Consider the following 16,191-nt stretch of genomic DNA (forward strand, 5'->3'; position numbering starts at 1 on the left):
GGTCTGTACGGCCCACGCCTCGTGGGCGGGAGCCGTACTGCGGCTGGGTGGGTCAGCCCTTGACGGCGCCGGCGACGAGGCCGGACACCATGCGGCGCTGGACCATCAGGAAGAACAGGACGACCGGGATCGTCATCAGGGTCGAAGAGGCCATGATGGCGCCCCAGTCGGTTCCCCTCTGGCCGAAGAAGAAGCGCAGTGCCACGGGCATCGTGTAGCCCGAGGACTCGGGCATCAACGTCAACGCGAAGATCAGCTCGTTCCACGCGGTGATGAAGGAGAAGATGCTGGTGGCGACCAGCCCGGGGGCGACCAGGGGGAACAGCACCTTCCAGAAGGTGCGGAACCTGCTCGCGCCGTCGATCCACGCGGCCTCCTCCAGTTCCTTGGGCACGGCGGCCACGAAGGTGCGCAGCATCCAGATGCCGAAGGGCAGGGTGAGCGCGACGTTGACCACGACCAGACCGAGAAGCTGGCCATAGAGACCGGCACCCCTGATCATGAGGAACAGCGAGATCAGCAGGGCCTCGGCCGGCACCATCTGCATGATGAGCAGCACGATCATCAGCGGCGTGCGCCCCTTGAACCGGAACCGCGACACCGCCGTGGCCGCGAGCAGGGCGACCACCGAGCCGATCAGCACGGTGCCGAGCGCCACGAACACGCTGTTGCCCATGTACACCCAGATCGAGTTGCCCGCCACACCGTCGGTGAAGACCTGCGTGACGTGCTCGAGGGTGGGCTGCCTGGGGAACAGGATGAAGTCGGTGGTGAAGATCTCGTCGTTCGGCTTGAAGGCCGTCGCGACCATCCAGTACACGGGGAAGACCGCGAACAGGAAGACGACGATGGCTGTGCCGTTCAGCGCGATCGAGCCAAGGCGCTTGCGTGTGGTGGGTTTCATTTGATGTCGCCCTCCGTCCTGACCATCTGGCGGACGTGGATGAACGTGATGACGAGCAGGATCAACGTCAGCACGACCGCGATCGCCGCACCCGTGCCCATCTTGGGCGGGGGATTGAACGCCTCGCTCCACGCGAACAGGGAGAGGTTGTAAGCCTCCCGGTTCGTCGGTCCGGCCAGGATGAGAAGCTGGGCCAGCACCTTGAAGTCCCAGATGATCGACAAGATCGTCAAGACCGCGAAGACCGGCTTGAGCAGGGGGAAGGTGACCTTCCTGAAGGTGTGCCACGGGGTCGAGCCGTCGACCCGCGCCGCCTCGTAAAGCTCACTGGGGATGCTCTTGAGGCCGGCCAGCACCGAGACCGCGATGAAGGGGAAGGACGCCCACAACACGCAGAGGATCAGGATCATGTAGATGCTGACGGGATCGTTGAGCCATGGTTGCCCGGTCCAGTCGGCCCGGCCGAACAGCGCGTTCGACAGGCCGTCGGGCACCAGATTCAACGCCCAGTTGATGATGCCCGCGTCGGCGTCGAAGAGCCAGCGCCAGATGATCGCGGCGGAGACCGGGGGAACAGCCCAAGCCGCCATCAGACCGACGATCAGGACCTTGGACATCACCTTGCCCAGCTTCTGCAGGAGCAGACCCACAGCCGTGCCGAGCACGAGCGTGAGGGTCACGGTGACGGCCGCGAACACCACGGTGTTGCGGAGCGAGGTCCAGAAAAGATCGTTTTCGAAGATCCTCTGGTAGTTGTCGAAGCCCACCCACTCGGCGGGGCGCGTGCCGCGAACCTGCGGCAGCCCCAGCTTTTGGAAGGACATGAAGACGACCTGGACCAGCGGCCACAACAACAGGCCCGCGATCACCAGGATACCGGGCAGCAGTAGGGCGTACGGAATGAGCCACGGCGGCATGCCGCTGCCCTTCTGACGCCCGTGAGGGGTGCGGTGCCGCGCAGGGGCGGAGGGCTTGCCGCCTCCGCCCCGCGCGATTGTCGGTGATTGGGTCATGACTACTGGTTAAGGATCTCTTCGATTTCCTTGTTGGCGTCGGCGAGGGCGGTGTCGACGTCCTTCTTGCCCTCGATCACCGCGCGCCCGGCATTCTGGAGCACGGCCTTGGTCTCGTTGGCCTCGGTCCAGTTGGAGTCGGCGGGGAACGCCTTCGCCTGAGCGAAGCTCTTGGCGAAGACCTCCTGCTTGGGGTCGCTCTCAAGCTTGGCCAGTTCGTCGGCGTAGACCGGGAGGAAGCCGCCCTCCAAGGCGTACTTCGTGCCCCACTCCTTGCCGCCGGCGAGCTTCAAGTACTCAGCGGCCAGCGCCTCGTTCTTGGTGTCGTTCCACATCGCGATGTCGTTGCCGCCGAGGAAGCTCGGAGCCGGACCGCTGCCGTCCTTCTTCGGGAGGGAGAAGAAGGCGAGGTTGTCCTCCTTCACCTTGCCCTTGCTCTCCTCCTTGATGGTGGCGATGTCCCACGCGGCGGTGAGGTACATGCCGACCTTGCTGTTGGAGAAGCGGACGCGGATGTCGGTGGTGTTCTGCCCGAGGCGGGACTTGCTGGACACGCCGTGCTTGGCGACGAGGTCCGTGTAGAACTGGAAGCCTTCCTTGAAGGCGGGCTCGGTCACCTTGCCGACCCACTTGCCGCCCTCGGAGACCGCGTAGTCGCCGCCGAGGGACCACGCCAGCGAGCCGAGCAGGTGGTTGGCGTCGGTGCCGCCGTTGAAGGCGAAGCCGTCGACGTCCTTGCCCTTCTTGTCCTGGATCTTCTTGGCGGCCGCGATCAGCTCGTCCCAGGTCTTGGGCACTGCGATCTTGAGCTCGTCGAACCAGTCCTTGCGGTAGAGGACCGCGCGGGTGCCGCCGCCCCACGGAACGGCATAGATCTCGCCGTCGATGGTCTCCAGGCCACGGAGGTTCTCCGGGATCTGGCTGAGGTCGGGGCTGGCCTTGAAGACGTCGGTGATCGGCTTCAGGGCGTCCTGGCTCTGCCAGATCGGGACCTGGTCGTTGCCGATCTCGGTGACGTCCGGTCCGGCGCCACCTGCCGCCGCGGCGGTGAACTTGTCGTTCACTGCGGGCCACGGGATCCACTCGACCTTGACGCTGGCGCCGGTCACTTCTTTGAACTTGGCGTCCAGCTCAGTCTGATATTTCTGCACAACGTCATTGGGGTCGCCAAGACGCCAGACGGTCAGGGTCTGACCAGCGAAATTGGGGCCACCTGCAGACTGGGAGGCACCGGTGTTCGGCGACTCCTGCGCGGTGGGTTCACTGCTGCCACAGGCGGCGAGGCCCAGGGCCAAGGCGGCGGTCGTGGCCGTAGTGGCCGCGATCTTCGCAATCCTCACTTTTGGGTTCTCCCTTCCCGGCTAACGCGTCGGGGTTGCGCTCAACGGGGTGTCGGGCATGCCGCTCACCTGGTCGAAGATGCCGCCCGGGTAGGGCGGCGGGGGGTCGTCCCGAGGCTTGATCGCTTGCCTGCGAGTTGACTACCGTTAAACTAACAAGAAACTTTCTTAAAAGAAACGCCTGTTAGCTGATCGTGACGAGAGAGGGGCCAATTTGTCCCGACGACCGGGTACGCCCCGGCTGCTGCGCCAGCTCAACGATCGGGCTGCGCTGGAGCTCCTCCTCTCGATCGGCCCCTTGACCAGGGCCGAACTGGGGGAGCGCACTGGGCTCTCTAAAGTAACCGCCGGTCAACTGTTGTCCAGACTCGAAGAGCGGGGTCTGGTCGGAGTCGTGGGGGAGCAGGCCGGCGGCCGAGGTCCCAACGCGGCCCTTTATGGGGTGGTTCCCTCCTGTGCTTATGTGGCCGGGCTGGAGGTGCTGCCAGACAGCGTCACAGCTGCTGTGGCAGACATCACAGGTAAAATAGTCGCAGAAGTGATGGTAGACCCCACATCTCACCACGACCCGGTAAAGATTGTGCATCGATCGGTGCAACGGGCATGTGAATCCGCGGACGTCACGATGTCGCAACTGCGGTCGTTCGTGATCGGCACGCGGGGTGTGGTCGATCCTCGCTCGGGCGATGTCCGCTTCTCCTTCGACCTGCCCGCCTGGCACGAAGGTGTGCTCGCCGACCTGCGAACCAGCCTGAAGGCATCCGTCCGCATAGAGAACGACGTCAACCTGGCCGCCATGGCCGAACGCTCGTACGGCGCCGCCGTCGCCGCCGAGGACTTCGTGCTCGTGTGGGCCGGCGTCGGCCAGGGCCTCGGCGTCATGCTCGGCGGCCGGCTCCACCGGGGGCTCACCGGAGGCGCCGGCGAGATCGGCTGGCTGCCCGTGCCGGGTGAGCCGCTACCGGTCAACGTGCGCGCGCCGCAGTCGGGCTCCTTCCAGCGCCTGGTGGGCAGCGAGGCCATCGCCGGGCTGGCCGAGCTCCACGGACTCACGGCGGAGATCACCGACTCCGTCGAACGCCTGGTCCGCAACGCCGTCGACCGGGGCGCCACCGCGTTCCTCAACGACCTGGCGGACCGGCTCGCGGTCGGCGTCGCCGCCGTCGCGGTCGTGCTCGATCCCGGGCTGATCGTCCTCAGCGGCGACATCGGCAGGGCGGGCGGTCCCGCGCTGGCCGCCCGGGTCGAGGAGGCCGTCGCGCGAGTCTGCCCGAGCCAGCCGCGGGTCGTCGTCACCGAGGTGACCGGCAACCCGGTGCTGCGAGGGGCGGTCATGGCGGCCGTCGAGCAGGCGAGAGAGGAGTTGTTCGACCGAACGGTCGGTCCCTGACAGCCATGGGGAAAGCGCCCCGGACTCCCCGCCGACGTCTCTCCGCGCCGGAGCCCCTGACCGGCTCCCGGCCGCACTGCAGATCATGCAGCCGTGTGAGAATTGCTTCCCATGCATGATGTCGTCCTGATCTCCGACCCCCGAGTCACATCCATCCCCGTGGAGGAGAGCGGCGAGCCGCTGGGCGACGCACGAGGCAGGCTGCGGCTGTCCTCACTCCTCGCCGACCCCGAGGGTGCATACGCCCACCTGCGCGAAGGGGTGCTCACCCGGCTGGAGGAGGCCGAGCGTCTCCTGCCCGCGGGTTATGCCCTTTTGATGGTCGAGGGCTACCGTCCGCCCGTGCTGCAGCGGCGCTACTTCGACAAATACTCCGGCGAGCTCCGCGCGGCCTTCCCCGAGATGTCCCCGGAAGAGGTCCACGTCGCCGCGAGCCGCTACGTCTCGCCCATCGAGGTCGCCCCGCACACCGCCGGCGCCGCCGTCGACCTGACCCTCTGCTACGAGGACGGCACCGAGCTCGACATGGGCACCGAGATCAACGCGAACCCCGAGCAGAGCGACGGCGCCTGCTACACCGCCGCCCCCGGCATCGGCGACGAGGCCCGCCACCACCGCGACATCCTGTCGGCCGCTCTGACGGAGGCGGGCCTCGTCAACTACCCCACCGAGTGGTGGCACTGGTCCTTCGGCGACCGCTACTGGGCCATGGCCACCGGGGCGAAGGCCGCGATCTACGGCCCCCACACTCCCTGACCCGCGGTGGCCGGCTGCTCGTGCCGCCGCCGCGCGGCCGACTCGGGCGTCGCGGGCGGTACGTTGACCCACTGCAGGCCGTGCGCTCCCGCCACGATCAGCAGCCCCGCGTGCGCGACCATCGCCGTGACCCCGGGCGGCACCGCGCACGGCGGCTCCTGCCACTCGGCCGGCCCGGCGATCGGCAGCCGCGTGCGCAGCACACCGCGCTCGTCGAGCGCGTAGATCCGCCCGTTCATGCCGCTGAGCATCTGCGCGCCACCCGCCGATCCCACCTCGCGCCATGGCCGCCCTGCGGCGAGCTCCGGCATGGTGATGTGCCAGAGCCGGTCCGGCCGGGTGGCGGCGAAGAACGCCCCGTCGCCGCAGGCGAGGGCGACCGTCCCCGGCGGCACGGCGCCGACGCCGGTCCACGGGGCGTCGTGCGGGCTGGGAGCCCGGTAGCACAACCTGCCGTCCGCGGTGGCCGCGTAGAGGCCGAGCCCAAGTCCGGCGGCCGCCTCACGGGGCACGTCCATGCAGAGCACACCGGGGGCCGGGCCGACCGGGGCCCAGCCGAGGTTCTGCCCGCACAACTCGCGCGCGACCAGGTCACCGGTATGGCTCACGCCGTACATGAGTCTGCCGTGCACGGTGAGGGCGGTTATGTCGGCGGGGCGGCCGATGACCTCCCAGCGTCCGGGGACGGGTGGCGCCGACAGGCGGTCGATCACGTTGCGCGTGATGCGCTCCACGACCGGGTCGTGCAGGGTGTTGCCCCAGTTGACGGTGGCGGCGTTGAAGACCGTGCCCGCGCCGAGCCGGAAGACGCCCATGGTGGCCATGCCGCCCTGCCCGAAGGCGCTCCAATGCCGCAGATCGGCGGTCGCGAGCACCACGAACGACGGTGAGGTGCCGTCCCGGCAGGTCACCCGCGGCACGCCCTGGATCTCCTCGAACTCCGCCGCGTCGGTCTCATAGCCCAGGCAGCCCCTGCCGAAGTCGTCGCCGTCGGCCAGGCCGGTGCCCTCGAACACCCAGTGGCCGGCGAACCGCACCCGGTAGGACTCCTCGCGCATGAGCTTCATGTACGGTCCCCAGGTGCCGGCGCCCTGACGGAAGCTCACACCCGTGAGGGTGTTCTCCGGCCTGCCCACCGAGGGGCTCGACCACTCGGCGGTCACCAGCCGCGGATCGGGCTCGGGGTCGGCCGCCGGGTCGCGGTAGCACACCATGACCTGCCGGTCGTCCTCCAGGCGGATCTGCCACCAGGCGGTGTTGCCGGACAGGATCGCGACGTTGCCGCCGCGCCGGGCGAACTCCTCCACCGCGTCGCGCATGCCCGCCGACCAATACTCGTCGTGGCCGTTGACGATCAGCAGGCGGTAGGACGACAGCAGGTCGAGCCCCTCGTGCAGGTCGAGGCATGAGCAGAACTCCACCTCGTAGCCCGCGGGGCGCAGCCACCGCAGCAGCCCCTCCTCCCAGCGCTCGGGTGGCGGCCCGCCGCCCGGCCGGGCGAACTCCACCCGGAACGCCCGGGCCGGCTGCTCGCTCCAGTAGACGCTCTGGCCGGGCTCGCCCGCGCGGTTGTACGCCTCCCACGTGGTGAACGGGATGGACACCAGGATCGGGGAAGCCGAGCCGGGCACGGCCTGCCGTACGACGAAATAGACCTCGTTGTCCGGCCCCGGCCCCTCGCCCGGCAGGGCCAGCTCACGCGGCCAGGGCAGATTCTCGTCGGACATGCCGGGCAGGAGGAACCGCGCGCGGTACAACGAACTCGGCCAGTCGAGCGGCACGTCGAGCGCCCACTCGCCGCCGCCGACCTCGGCCGTGAGCACCCGGCGGTCGTCGGTCGCGTCGGCCACGCTCACCCGCACCGGGCCGGGGGCCTCGACCCTGAAGGTCAGCGTCTCCCCCTGGGCGACCGAGGTGGACAGACACCACGCCCGCACACTCATCCGGCCCTCCGCAGTGCACTCACCGCGGAACCGTCACCGAAGGCCGCCTCCATCAGGAACATCTCCAAGCCGCTCAACCAGCGCTCCATCGCCTCCTTAGGGACGTAACGGGTGTCGGCGGTCAGCGACAGCGCCAGCGCGCCGCCCTCGCCGCTCACGTGCACACAGAAACGGCAGTTGAGCTGCTCCTGGCTCAGCGGCCACGCCAGCGTCGAACGCGTCAGCGCGTCCCGCACCTCGGCCGCGTCGCTCAGCTCCGCGGGGGGATCGGCGAAACGCATGTCGTTGAAGCAGCAGTACGGACGGACCTGCTCGCCCCGCGCCTCGCTCGCCCGCGCCGTGGCCGCGGCCCGCCCGGCCGGATCGTGGAATCCGTACCGGTAGGCGCGCAGCAGAGCGGGTTTGGCCGTCGTGAGCAGGCCGGCCATGGTGAGGCGGCCGCCGTCCGTCACGTCGAGCGTGAACAGGCTCTCCTGGGAGAGCGTGGTGACCGCCGCGCGGGTGTCGGCGCGGAAGCGGTTGCCGACGATGGGCAGCATCGCGCACCTCGACAGCCCCGTCAGCGCGCTCGTCATCGCGCAGGCGCCGACCAGCAGCACCGCGCCGGCCGAGGTGCTGTAGCGGGCCGCCGCGTGCCGGGCCGCGGCCTCGGCGGCGTGCGAGGTGAGGACGGCGCGCCAGATCGGCGGTCCCTCCACCTCGGCGGCGGGCGCCGGGAACATCGACGCCGGCACCCGCAGGAACTCGCCTTCCCAGTAGTCCTCGGCCGCCTGCGCGACCCGGCGTCCCTGCTCCGACTCCTGCCAGAGCGCGAGTTCCAGCGGCGTGGCTGGGAGCGTTCCCGCCACTCGTCCCTTGATGAGCAGCAGCCGCAGATCGCGCAGGACGATCTCCGCGCCCAGCCCGTCCACCGCCATGTGGCAGTAGACCAGCACCAAGTGGGTGACCACGCCCGACGGCGAGGTGACCAGGCCGGCCCGCAGCGGCCACTCGGCCGCGTAGTCGAACCGGCGGCGTTTGAGACGTTCCAATAGTTCGGTGGCCGTCTTGGTGCCCTCACCCGGTTCGGCGGTCACGATCTCCGCCGTGAGCTCCCCGCGCCCGTGAACCACCTGCCCGCGACCCTCGGGGGTCGTGGTCCGCAACGCCGGATGCCGCTCGACGAGGCCGCTCACCGCGGCGGCGGCGCTCTGCGGGGTCAGCGGCCATGCGGCGCGCGGCACGGCGAGCACGTGGCCGAAGTTGAAGTAGTGGTCGTCCGGGGCGGTCGCCTCGACCGTCTCCCAGATCGCCCGCTGGCCCCAGGTGAGCGGACCGCGGCCTTCGCCGCCGCCCTCGAAGGCGACCCGGATGGCCTGCGGGTTCACCGCTTCGATTCCACGAACGCGGCGAGGGCGGCGACGCTTTCGAGATGGGAGACGTCGGTGCCGAGGTCCACCTCCACTCCGTATTCGCGTTCGAGGGCGTCGATGAGCCGCATCTGCGCCAATGAGGTCACGCCGAGCGCGGGCAGCGGCACCGAGGCCGACAGCGCCTCGTCGGGGGTGACGGCGCCGTCCGACGCCTCCGACACGAGTTGGGCCACGTGCTCGTTGAGGGATCTGTTCATGAGTGGTCCTGCCGATCCTGAACTGTGAAAATGGGTGTCGCCTGGGCGGCCCGCGAGGGAGCCGTCCCCTTACGCGCGTCCTTCGTGCGCGCTCGTATGGTTGTGTTGGGCCTCGTGCTGCGGGGCGCTTTTGTCCTTGCGGGCGCGGATGCCGAGCAGGTCGTCCGGCGTCGCGTCCGGCACGGTGGCGTCGAACCCGGCCAGCACCCGGTTGCGCAGCGCCAGCCCCACCAGCACGGCGATCAGCACCCCGAACACGATGTACATGAGCGCGATGCCGCGCCCGGGACCGGTGCCGACGACCGCGCCGACGGTGTCCGCGAGCGCGCCGCCGGGGGCCATCATCGGCTCAAGCACCCGCTCGCCGAACGGTGCGACCAACCCGACCCCGAGCGGAATGGTCGACCAGGCCACCATCTGGTTCAGCGCGAACACACGCCCGTGGAACCGCTGCGGCACCTTCATCTGGATGATCGTCGCGTAGACGCCGTTGACCAATGCCAGCCCCGCCGACACCCCGAAGGCGCCGATGCAGATGGTCACCAGGTCCTGGCGCATGCCCACAAGCGCGCACGACCCGGCGATCACGAGCGTCAGCAGCAGCATCCCGGTCATACGCCGCTCACGGGGCCCGCCCCACAACGTCATCACGAGCCCGCCGAAGGCCGCGCCGAGCCCGCCGCACAACGCGACGTATCCCATCTCGGTGATGGTCGCGAACGACAACACCAGCGGCGAGTAGAGCAGGAAGATGGGCGACATCAGCAGGGCGAGCACCGCGAAGAAGCCCACCATGGAGCGGAAGTGCCGCTGTCCGATGGACAGCTTGAAGCCCGCCGCGATCTCCCGTCCCACCGACTCACGCCTGCGATGGGCGAGGGTCGCCGGGAAGACCGTGAGGGCGAGTACGGCGAGCGCGAAGACATAGCCCGCGATGTCGGCCAGCAGGATGCCCTTCAGCCCGATCACCGACATGAGCCCGACCGCGATCAGCGGGGCGATGAACTGCGCGACGCCCGTGGTCATCTGGGCCACGCCGTTCGCGTGACCGAGGTAGCGCTTGGGCACGAGCTGCGGGATCGCCGAGGTGAAGGCGACCCGCTGGAAGGTCAGCGCCACCGACAGCGCGGTCAGCAGGATGTAGAGGTGCCAGACCTCGAGCCGGTCCGCCCACAGGAGCGCGGCGGTCGCCGCCTGCACGAGCAGCCCCGCGGCCGTCCCCGCCGTCATCACCGCGCGGCGGCTCGACCGGTCGACGATCGCGCCCACCAGGGGCGCCGCCAGCACGCCAGGCATCAGCGCGAGCACGTTGAGCAGGGCCATCTGGGCGAGTTCGCCGGTCTGCATATAGACCCAGATCGGGATGGCGAACTCGGTGAGCGTCGCGCCGAGGATCGTGACCATCTGCCCGAGGGCGACGGTCAGGAACCGGCCGAGGGTCGGCTCCGGCGCGGCCCGTTCCCGTGGGGCCTGGGTGGGGCCGGCCTGGTGGCCGGAGACGCCTTCAAGCGCCCAGCCCTCACCGCGCACCGTGTCACGGGGGGTTTCGTCCCGGAGGGCGGGGTGGACGGCGGTGACGATCGCCGCCAGCTCCTCCGCCCGAAATTTCAGGAAGTAGTGGCCGGCCTCGTCGATCACCGCCAAGGCCGTCGTCCCAGTCAGGAAATGCCACTCCTTGTAGCGTTCCTCGTAATACTCAGTGGTCGGGTCCTCCCCGCCCACCACCGACACCATCGCCGCCCGCAGCGGTTCGGCCCGCGAGTCGAGCAACCCGGTGAAATACTCCTCCGCCTGCCGCGCGTCGTGGCGCATGTTGCGCAGGATGAAGTCCTTCTGCTCGTCGCTCAGCTCGCCGAGGTCGGCCCCGAGCGAGGTCAGCCAGCCGAGCTGCGCCCGCGTACTGCGAAGCCGGTCGTTGTCCGCCACCTTCGCCCACAGGCCGAGGAAGCCCTTGGTGGGCCGGGCGAACGGGAAGATGCCCCCGAGGTAGACCGCCTCCAGTTCACGCCCCTCGGCCTCCAGCAGCCGGGCCACCGCGACCGCCAGCGCGCCGCCGACGCCGCAGTGCCCGTAGATCGCCAGCGGGCCCTCCACGGTCGCGAGGATCTCCCTGGCGCACTGCTCGGCCACCTCGGCCAGCGGGCGCGGGTCCTCGGCCAGGCCGAGGTCGTGGCCCGGCACCGCGACCGCGTGCAACGCGACGCCGGGCGGCAGCGCGTCGGCCAAGGGCTGGTAGACGACGGCGCTGCCTCCGCCGTACGGCAGGCACACGAGGCTGAGCGAGGTCGGGCCCGGCCGGGTGAGGCGGTAGAGCAGGCCCCGCTCCCCGCCGTCGCCGGCCTGGGCGAGGCGGGCGAGGCCGCGCACGGTGGGGTGCTGGAAGAGGTCCATCACGCTGACGGGCGTGCCGTCCTCGGGCAACTCGCGGCGGAGCCGCGCGACGACGCGGGTGGCGAGCAGCGAGTGGCCGCCGAGGTCGAAGAAGTCGTCCAGGGCTCCCACCACGGGCAGATCGAGCACATCGGCCCACACGGCGGCGATGATCTCCTCCACCGGCCCCGAGGGGGGTTCCACGTCGCCCTCGTCGGGGCGGCCCGCCTCAGGCTCGGGCAGGGCGGCGCGGTCGACCTTGCCGTGTGACTTGAGCGGCAGCTCGGGCAGCCACACGTAGCGGGTCGGCACCATGTACTCGGGCAGGCGTTCCGCGAGCGCGGCGCGCAGTTCGCCCACGCTCATCCGGTCGCCCTCGGCGACCAGATAGGCCACGAGGTCCAGCGACCCCGGCTTGCCCCGCGCATCGACCACCGCCTGGGCGATGCCCGGGAGCAGGCGCAGGGCCTCGTCGATCTCGCCGAGCTCGACCCGATAGCCGCGGATCTTGACCTGGAGGTCGCGCCGCCCGAGGAAGACGAGGTCGCCGCCGGCCGACCAGCGGGCCAGGTCGCCCGTGCGGTAGACACGTTCGCCGTCGATCTCGACGAATCGCTCGGCGGTCAGCTCCGGGCGCCCGAGATATTCCCTGGCGAGCCGGTCGCCGCCGATGCACAGCTCGCCCGCGACGCCGATGGGCACGGGCTTCAGCCGATCGTCGAGCACATAGGTGCGCGCGTGACCGAGCGGCCTGCCGATCGGGGTGATCGGCCCGCGAACGTCGTCGTCGCCGCGCACCGTATAGGTCGTGACGCCGACGGTGGTCTCGGTCGGGCCATAGTGGTTGACCACCTCGCAGACGCCGAGCGCCGCGAGCTCCTTGGCCCAGTCCCAGCTCGATCCCTCGCCACCGAAGATCATCGTCTTGTGGGGGAGGAGCCGCCGCGCGTCCACCTCGGCGGTGAGCGCGGCCAGGTGCGACGGGGTCATCTTGAGGTAGTCGAACCTGGCCTGGGCGTGATAGTCGGCGAGTTCCAGCCCGGAGACGCGGGACGGCACCAGGTGCAGGCAGCCGCCGGTCATCAGCGACAGGTAGAGGACCGTCACCCCGAAGTCGAAGGAGAGCGACTGGAGCAGCCCGAACCGCTCCCCTTCCCCCACCCCGAAGCGCTCCCGCACGTCGGACAGGTAGTTGAGGATCTGCCGGTGTTGTACGGCGACGCCCTTGGGCCGCCCGGTGGAGCCCGACGTGTAGATCACGTAGGCCAGGTCCTCAGGCCCGGCGTCCACGGCGGGGGCCGAAGAGGCGGGCGCCTCTTCGGCCCCCGCCTCACGTGGCACGGCCAGCACGGGGCCGCAGAAGCCCGCCACGCGGGGGGCGCTCTCGTCGGCGACCAGAGCCGCCGCGCCGGAATCCTCCAGCACATAGGCGATGCGGTCGACCGGCTGCTCGGGGTCGACGGGCACATATGCGCCGCCGGCCTTGAGCACGCCGAGCAGCGCGACCGCCGATTCGGGAGACCGTTCGACGAGCACCGCCACCCGGTCGTCGCGTCCCACGCCGAGCGCGCGCAACTCACGGGCGAGCCTGCCGGACCTGCGGGACAGCTCGGAGTAGGTCAGCGTGCGGTCGCCGTCGACGATCGCGGGCGCGTCCGGGAACCGTGCGGCGGCGGCCTCCACCAGCTCGTGCACGGTGGAGGCGGTGGGCGGCACGGGGGTGGCGCGGCTCCACTCCTCCAGCAGGGAACGTTCCCGTTCCGTGCGCGGATCCAGTGCGGAGAGGCGGATGCCGGGGTCGGCGACGACCTGGCGCACGAGGTTCTCGAAGTGCTCCGACATACGTTCGACCGTGGCGGCCTCGAACAGGTCGGTGCTGTAGACGAGATGGGTGAGCAGGCCCTCGGCGCGGATCTTCACCTCTAGCGCGAGGTCGAACTTGGCCTGAGTGGCGCCCGCTTCGTAGGGCTCGTAGGGCACTCCGCCGAACTCGGAGATCTCGGCGTCCTCGGTGCGCAGCGTCAGTTCGGCCTGGAACACCGGGGTGCGGCTGAGGTCGCGCTTGATGTCGAGCGCTTCCACAAGCCGGTCGAAGGGCACCTCGGAGGCATATGCCTCCAGGGCGACGGACCTCACGCGTTTCAGCAGCTCGGCGAAGGTGGGGTCGCCCGAGGTGTCGGTGCGCAACACCATCGTGTTGATGAAGTAGCCGATGACCGGCTCCAGCTCCGGGCGCTGCCTGGAGGCGAAGGGGGAGCCCACGCAGATGTCGTTCTGCCCGGTGTAGGCGGACAGTTGCGCGTTGAACACCGCGACGAGCGCCATGAACAAGGTGCAACGTTCCCTGCGGGCCAGCTTGGCGAGCCCGTCGCTCAGGTCGCGCGGCAGCTGCCGGGTGACCACCGCCCCCGCCGAGCCCTTCACCCGCGGCCGCGGACGGTCGGCGGGGAGCTCCAGCACGGGCGGGTTGCTGAGGCGCTGCTCCCAGACGCCCAGCGGCGGCGCACCGCGAGCGTCGAGCCACGCGGCGTAGTCGGCATATTGCACGGCGAGTGGAGGTAACGGCGACTCGGCTCCCGCCAGGAAGGCGGAGTACAACGTGGACAACTCCTGCTGGAGCAGACCCAGCGACCAGCCGTCGCCCGCGATGTGGTGCAGGACGAGCAGCAGGACGTGATCGTCGCCGCTCAGCGTCAGGAGCGCGGCCCGCAGGACCGGCTCGCCGGCGAGGTCGAAAGGCCGGTTGACCCGCTCGGCCGCGGCGGCGGAGGCGGCTGCCTCCCGCTCCGGGGGCGCGAGGTGGGTCAGATCGACCCGCTCCAGCACCGGTCTTCGCGCGGTGCCGGCGGGGGCGTCGACCACCGCGACGGGCTCGCCGTCGACCTCGGCGTATCTCGTGCGCAGCACCTCATGGCGGGCCACGACCTCTTGCAGGGCCTCGTCGAGGACTCCGGCGGAGAAGGGGCCGCGCAGGCGCAGCGCGATGAACATGTTGTAGGCCGCGCTATCCGGATCGAGGCGGTTCAGGAACCACAGCCCCGTCTGTCCTGGCGACATCGGCGTATTCGAGCCGGGATCGCGCGGGGCGACCACATCTTCGCGTGAGTCTGGTCTGACAAGTGCGTCCACGTTAAGGGAAGCACCCCCAACTGGAAGGATTCTTTCTGGAAAGAATCTTTGCTATTCCCGAGTGGCCGCCAGTCTCCCATGATCACGAGTGCAGGCACAATACCCCCTTGCATCTCGGGTCTTCATCTCCCGATAGGGGCTCTTGCGCCTACTTCGATCGACGTGTCACACTGGCGCCGCCGGACAACTGTTAAGAATCTTTCCGGAAACAAGCTTTCCAATTCTGATTCGTGCGGGAGTCAGGATGAGCAAGATGTCGCGTACGGTCCCAGCGCTGCTCGCAGCGCGATCCGCTGTCGAGCCGGACCGTATCGCGCTCGTGGTGCCCGGCGTCGGCGCGCTGAGCGCGGAGGAGTGGGACGGGTATTCCTCCGGCGTCGCCGCCGGGCTCCTCGACCACGGCGTGACCAAGGGTGACCGGGTCGCGCTCGTGTTCGGGAATCGCGAGTGGATCGACTACGCCGTGGCCTATTGCGCCGTGCTCAAGGCGGGGGCGGTAGCCGTACCGCTCTCAGATCGGCTCGCGCCGGCCACACTGCGTGAGACAGTGCGGCACGCGGGCGCCGTCGCCACGATCTGCGGCAGCGGATTCGACGGATCCCTGACCGTGGCCGACCTCGACACGGGCCACCGCGGACCCCTCCCGGTGACCGTCGAGCCAGGCGACCCGGCGCAGATCCTCTACACCTCCGGCACCACGGGCAAACCCAAGGGCGTCATCGCCACCCACGCCAACCTCACGTACGGCAGTGCGCCGACGGCCAACCGCCGGACCTATCGCCACTCGCGGCACCTCGTGCACGCCTTCCCGATCGGCACCAACGCCGGGCAGGTGATGCTGTTCAACGCCCTCGACGCGCACCCGACCATCGTGACGCTGCCGAGGTTCACCCCTGAGCGGTTCGCCCGCCTCATCGCCGAACACCGGGCCGGCACCGTCTTCGTGGTGCCGGCGATGGCCATCGAACTGCTCGCGAGCGGTGCCCTCTCACGCCACGACACCTCAAGCGTGCTGCTGCTCGGCTCGGCCGCGGCGCCCCTCCCCGCCGCGGTGGCGGCGGGGTTGTCCCGCGCCTTGCCGAGGGCCACGATCGCGAACTACTACACCTCGACGGAGTCGTCGCCCGCCCACACAGTGATGGTCTTCGACCCGGAGCGTCCCGGGTCGGTGGGCAGGCCATCGGGTGGCGGGAACGTGCGGGTCGCCGACGAGGACGGACGCCCGCTGCCACCCGGCACCACCGGCGAGGTGTGGCTCAAGTCGGCGGCCACCACCCGCGCCTACTACGGCGACCCTGAGGCCACACGGAGTGTCTTCGACCGCGGCTGGATCCGGATGGGGGATCTCGGATATCTGGACGACGAGGGCTATCTCTACCTTGTGGACCGCGACAGGGACGTCATCAAGTCCGGCGCCTACAAGGTCTCCACGCTGCGGGTGGAGGAGGCGTTGTACGAGCATCCCGAGGTCTTGGAGGCTGCGGCCTTCGGGGTGTCCCACCCTGTGCTCGGCACGACGGTGTCCGTAGCGATCGTTCCGCGTTCGCCCATCACTCCCGAGACCCTGCGAGCCTTCCTGCTCGATCGGCTTGCGCAGCATGAACTGCCCACCCGGGTGCACACCATCCGGGCCCTCCCCAGGAACGACGCGGGGAAGGTCGACAAACGGCGGCTACGCACCATGTGCACGACCGCCGACGGCACGGAAACGGACCAACAATGACACAAACTTTAGGT

Annotated in this window: 10 protein-coding genes; 3 read left to right on the forward strand and 7 right to left on the reverse strand. The window is 69.7% G+C overall.

Annotated features, from left to right (window positions below):
• Positions 1-52: 52 nt before the first annotated feature.
• From Ssi02_RS00525 to Ssi02_RS00535, 3 genes are read right to left on the reverse strand one after another with little or no spacing between them, the layout of a single operon-like run.
• Positions 53-904 carry a carbohydrate ABC transporter permease gene (locus tag Ssi02_RS00525; protein ID WP_204019788.1) on the reverse strand — a complete coding sequence of 284 codons (852 nt, stop codon included), beginning with the start codon at positions 902-904 and terminating at the stop codon, positions 53-55.
• Positions 901-1,917, reverse strand: a complete 1,017-nt coding sequence (locus Ssi02_RS00530; RefSeq protein ID WP_204019791.1) for a carbohydrate ABC transporter permease — start codon at positions 1,915-1,917, stop codon at positions 901-903. Before Ssi02_RS00530 ends, Ssi02_RS00525 begins: the two co-directional genes overlap by 4 nt.
• Positions 1,918-1,919: 2 nt before the next feature.
• Positions 1,920-3,257, reverse strand: coding sequence for an extracellular solute-binding protein (locus Ssi02_RS00535; RefSeq protein ID WP_204019794.1), 1,338 nt, complete (start codon positions 3,255-3,257; stop codon positions 1,920-1,922).
• Between the two features lie 214 nt (positions 3,258-3,471).
• Between Ssi02_RS00535 and Ssi02_RS00540 the strand changes: the two genes are divergently transcribed.
• A complete protein-coding gene (locus Ssi02_RS00540) occupies positions 3,472-4,647 on the forward strand; it encodes an ROK family transcriptional regulator (protein WP_204019797.1) in 1,176 nt (391 codons plus the stop codon).
• Positions 4,648-4,758: 111 nt separating this feature from the next.
• Complete coding sequence (locus Ssi02_RS00545; RefSeq protein WP_204019800.1) at positions 4,759-5,403, forward strand: M15 family metallopeptidase; 645 nt, start codon at positions 4,759-4,761, stop codon at positions 5,401-5,403.
• Here Ssi02_RS00545 and Ssi02_RS00550 read toward each other — a convergent pair.
• The 4 genes from Ssi02_RS00550 to Ssi02_RS00565 form a co-directional block, all read right to left on the reverse strand.
• A complete protein-coding gene (locus Ssi02_RS00550) occupies positions 5,382-7,346 on the reverse strand; it encodes a N,N-dimethylformamidase beta subunit family domain-containing protein (RefSeq protein WP_204019803.1) in 1,965 nt (654 codons plus the stop codon). The two genes, Ssi02_RS00545 and Ssi02_RS00550, sit on opposite strands and share 22 nt — an antisense overlap.
• A complete protein-coding gene (locus Ssi02_RS00555) occupies positions 7,343-8,713 on the reverse strand; it encodes a condensation domain-containing protein (protein ID WP_204019806.1) in 1,371 nt (456 codons plus the stop codon). The genes Ssi02_RS00550 and Ssi02_RS00555 overlap by 4 nt, the downstream gene beginning before the upstream one ends.
• Complete coding sequence (locus Ssi02_RS00560; protein ID WP_204019808.1) at positions 8,710-8,955, reverse strand: acyl carrier protein; 246 nt, start codon at positions 8,953-8,955, stop codon at positions 8,710-8,712. The genes Ssi02_RS00555 and Ssi02_RS00560 overlap by 4 nt, the downstream gene beginning before the upstream one ends.
• Positions 8,956-9,024: 69 nt before the next feature.
• Positions 9,025-14,382: a non-ribosomal peptide synthetase/MFS transporter gene (locus tag Ssi02_RS00565; protein ID WP_204019844.1), complete on the reverse strand. Its 5,358-nt coding sequence runs from the start codon at positions 14,380-14,382 to the stop codon at positions 9,025-9,027.
• A gap of 316 nt (positions 14,383-14,698) precedes the next feature.
• On the opposite strand from Ssi02_RS00565, the gene Ssi02_RS00570 reads away from it, so the two are divergent.
• Positions 14,699-16,177 carry a class I adenylate-forming enzyme family protein gene (locus tag Ssi02_RS00570; protein WP_204019853.1) on the forward strand — a complete coding sequence of 493 codons (1,479 nt, stop codon included), beginning with the start codon at positions 14,699-14,701 and terminating at the stop codon, positions 16,175-16,177.
• Positions 16,178-16,191: the final 14 nt, after the last annotated feature.

This window comes from Sinosporangium siamense (assembly GCF_016863435.1).
GTDB lineage: Bacteria > Actinomycetota > Actinomycetes > Streptosporangiales > Streptosporangiaceae > Sinosporangium > Sinosporangium siamense.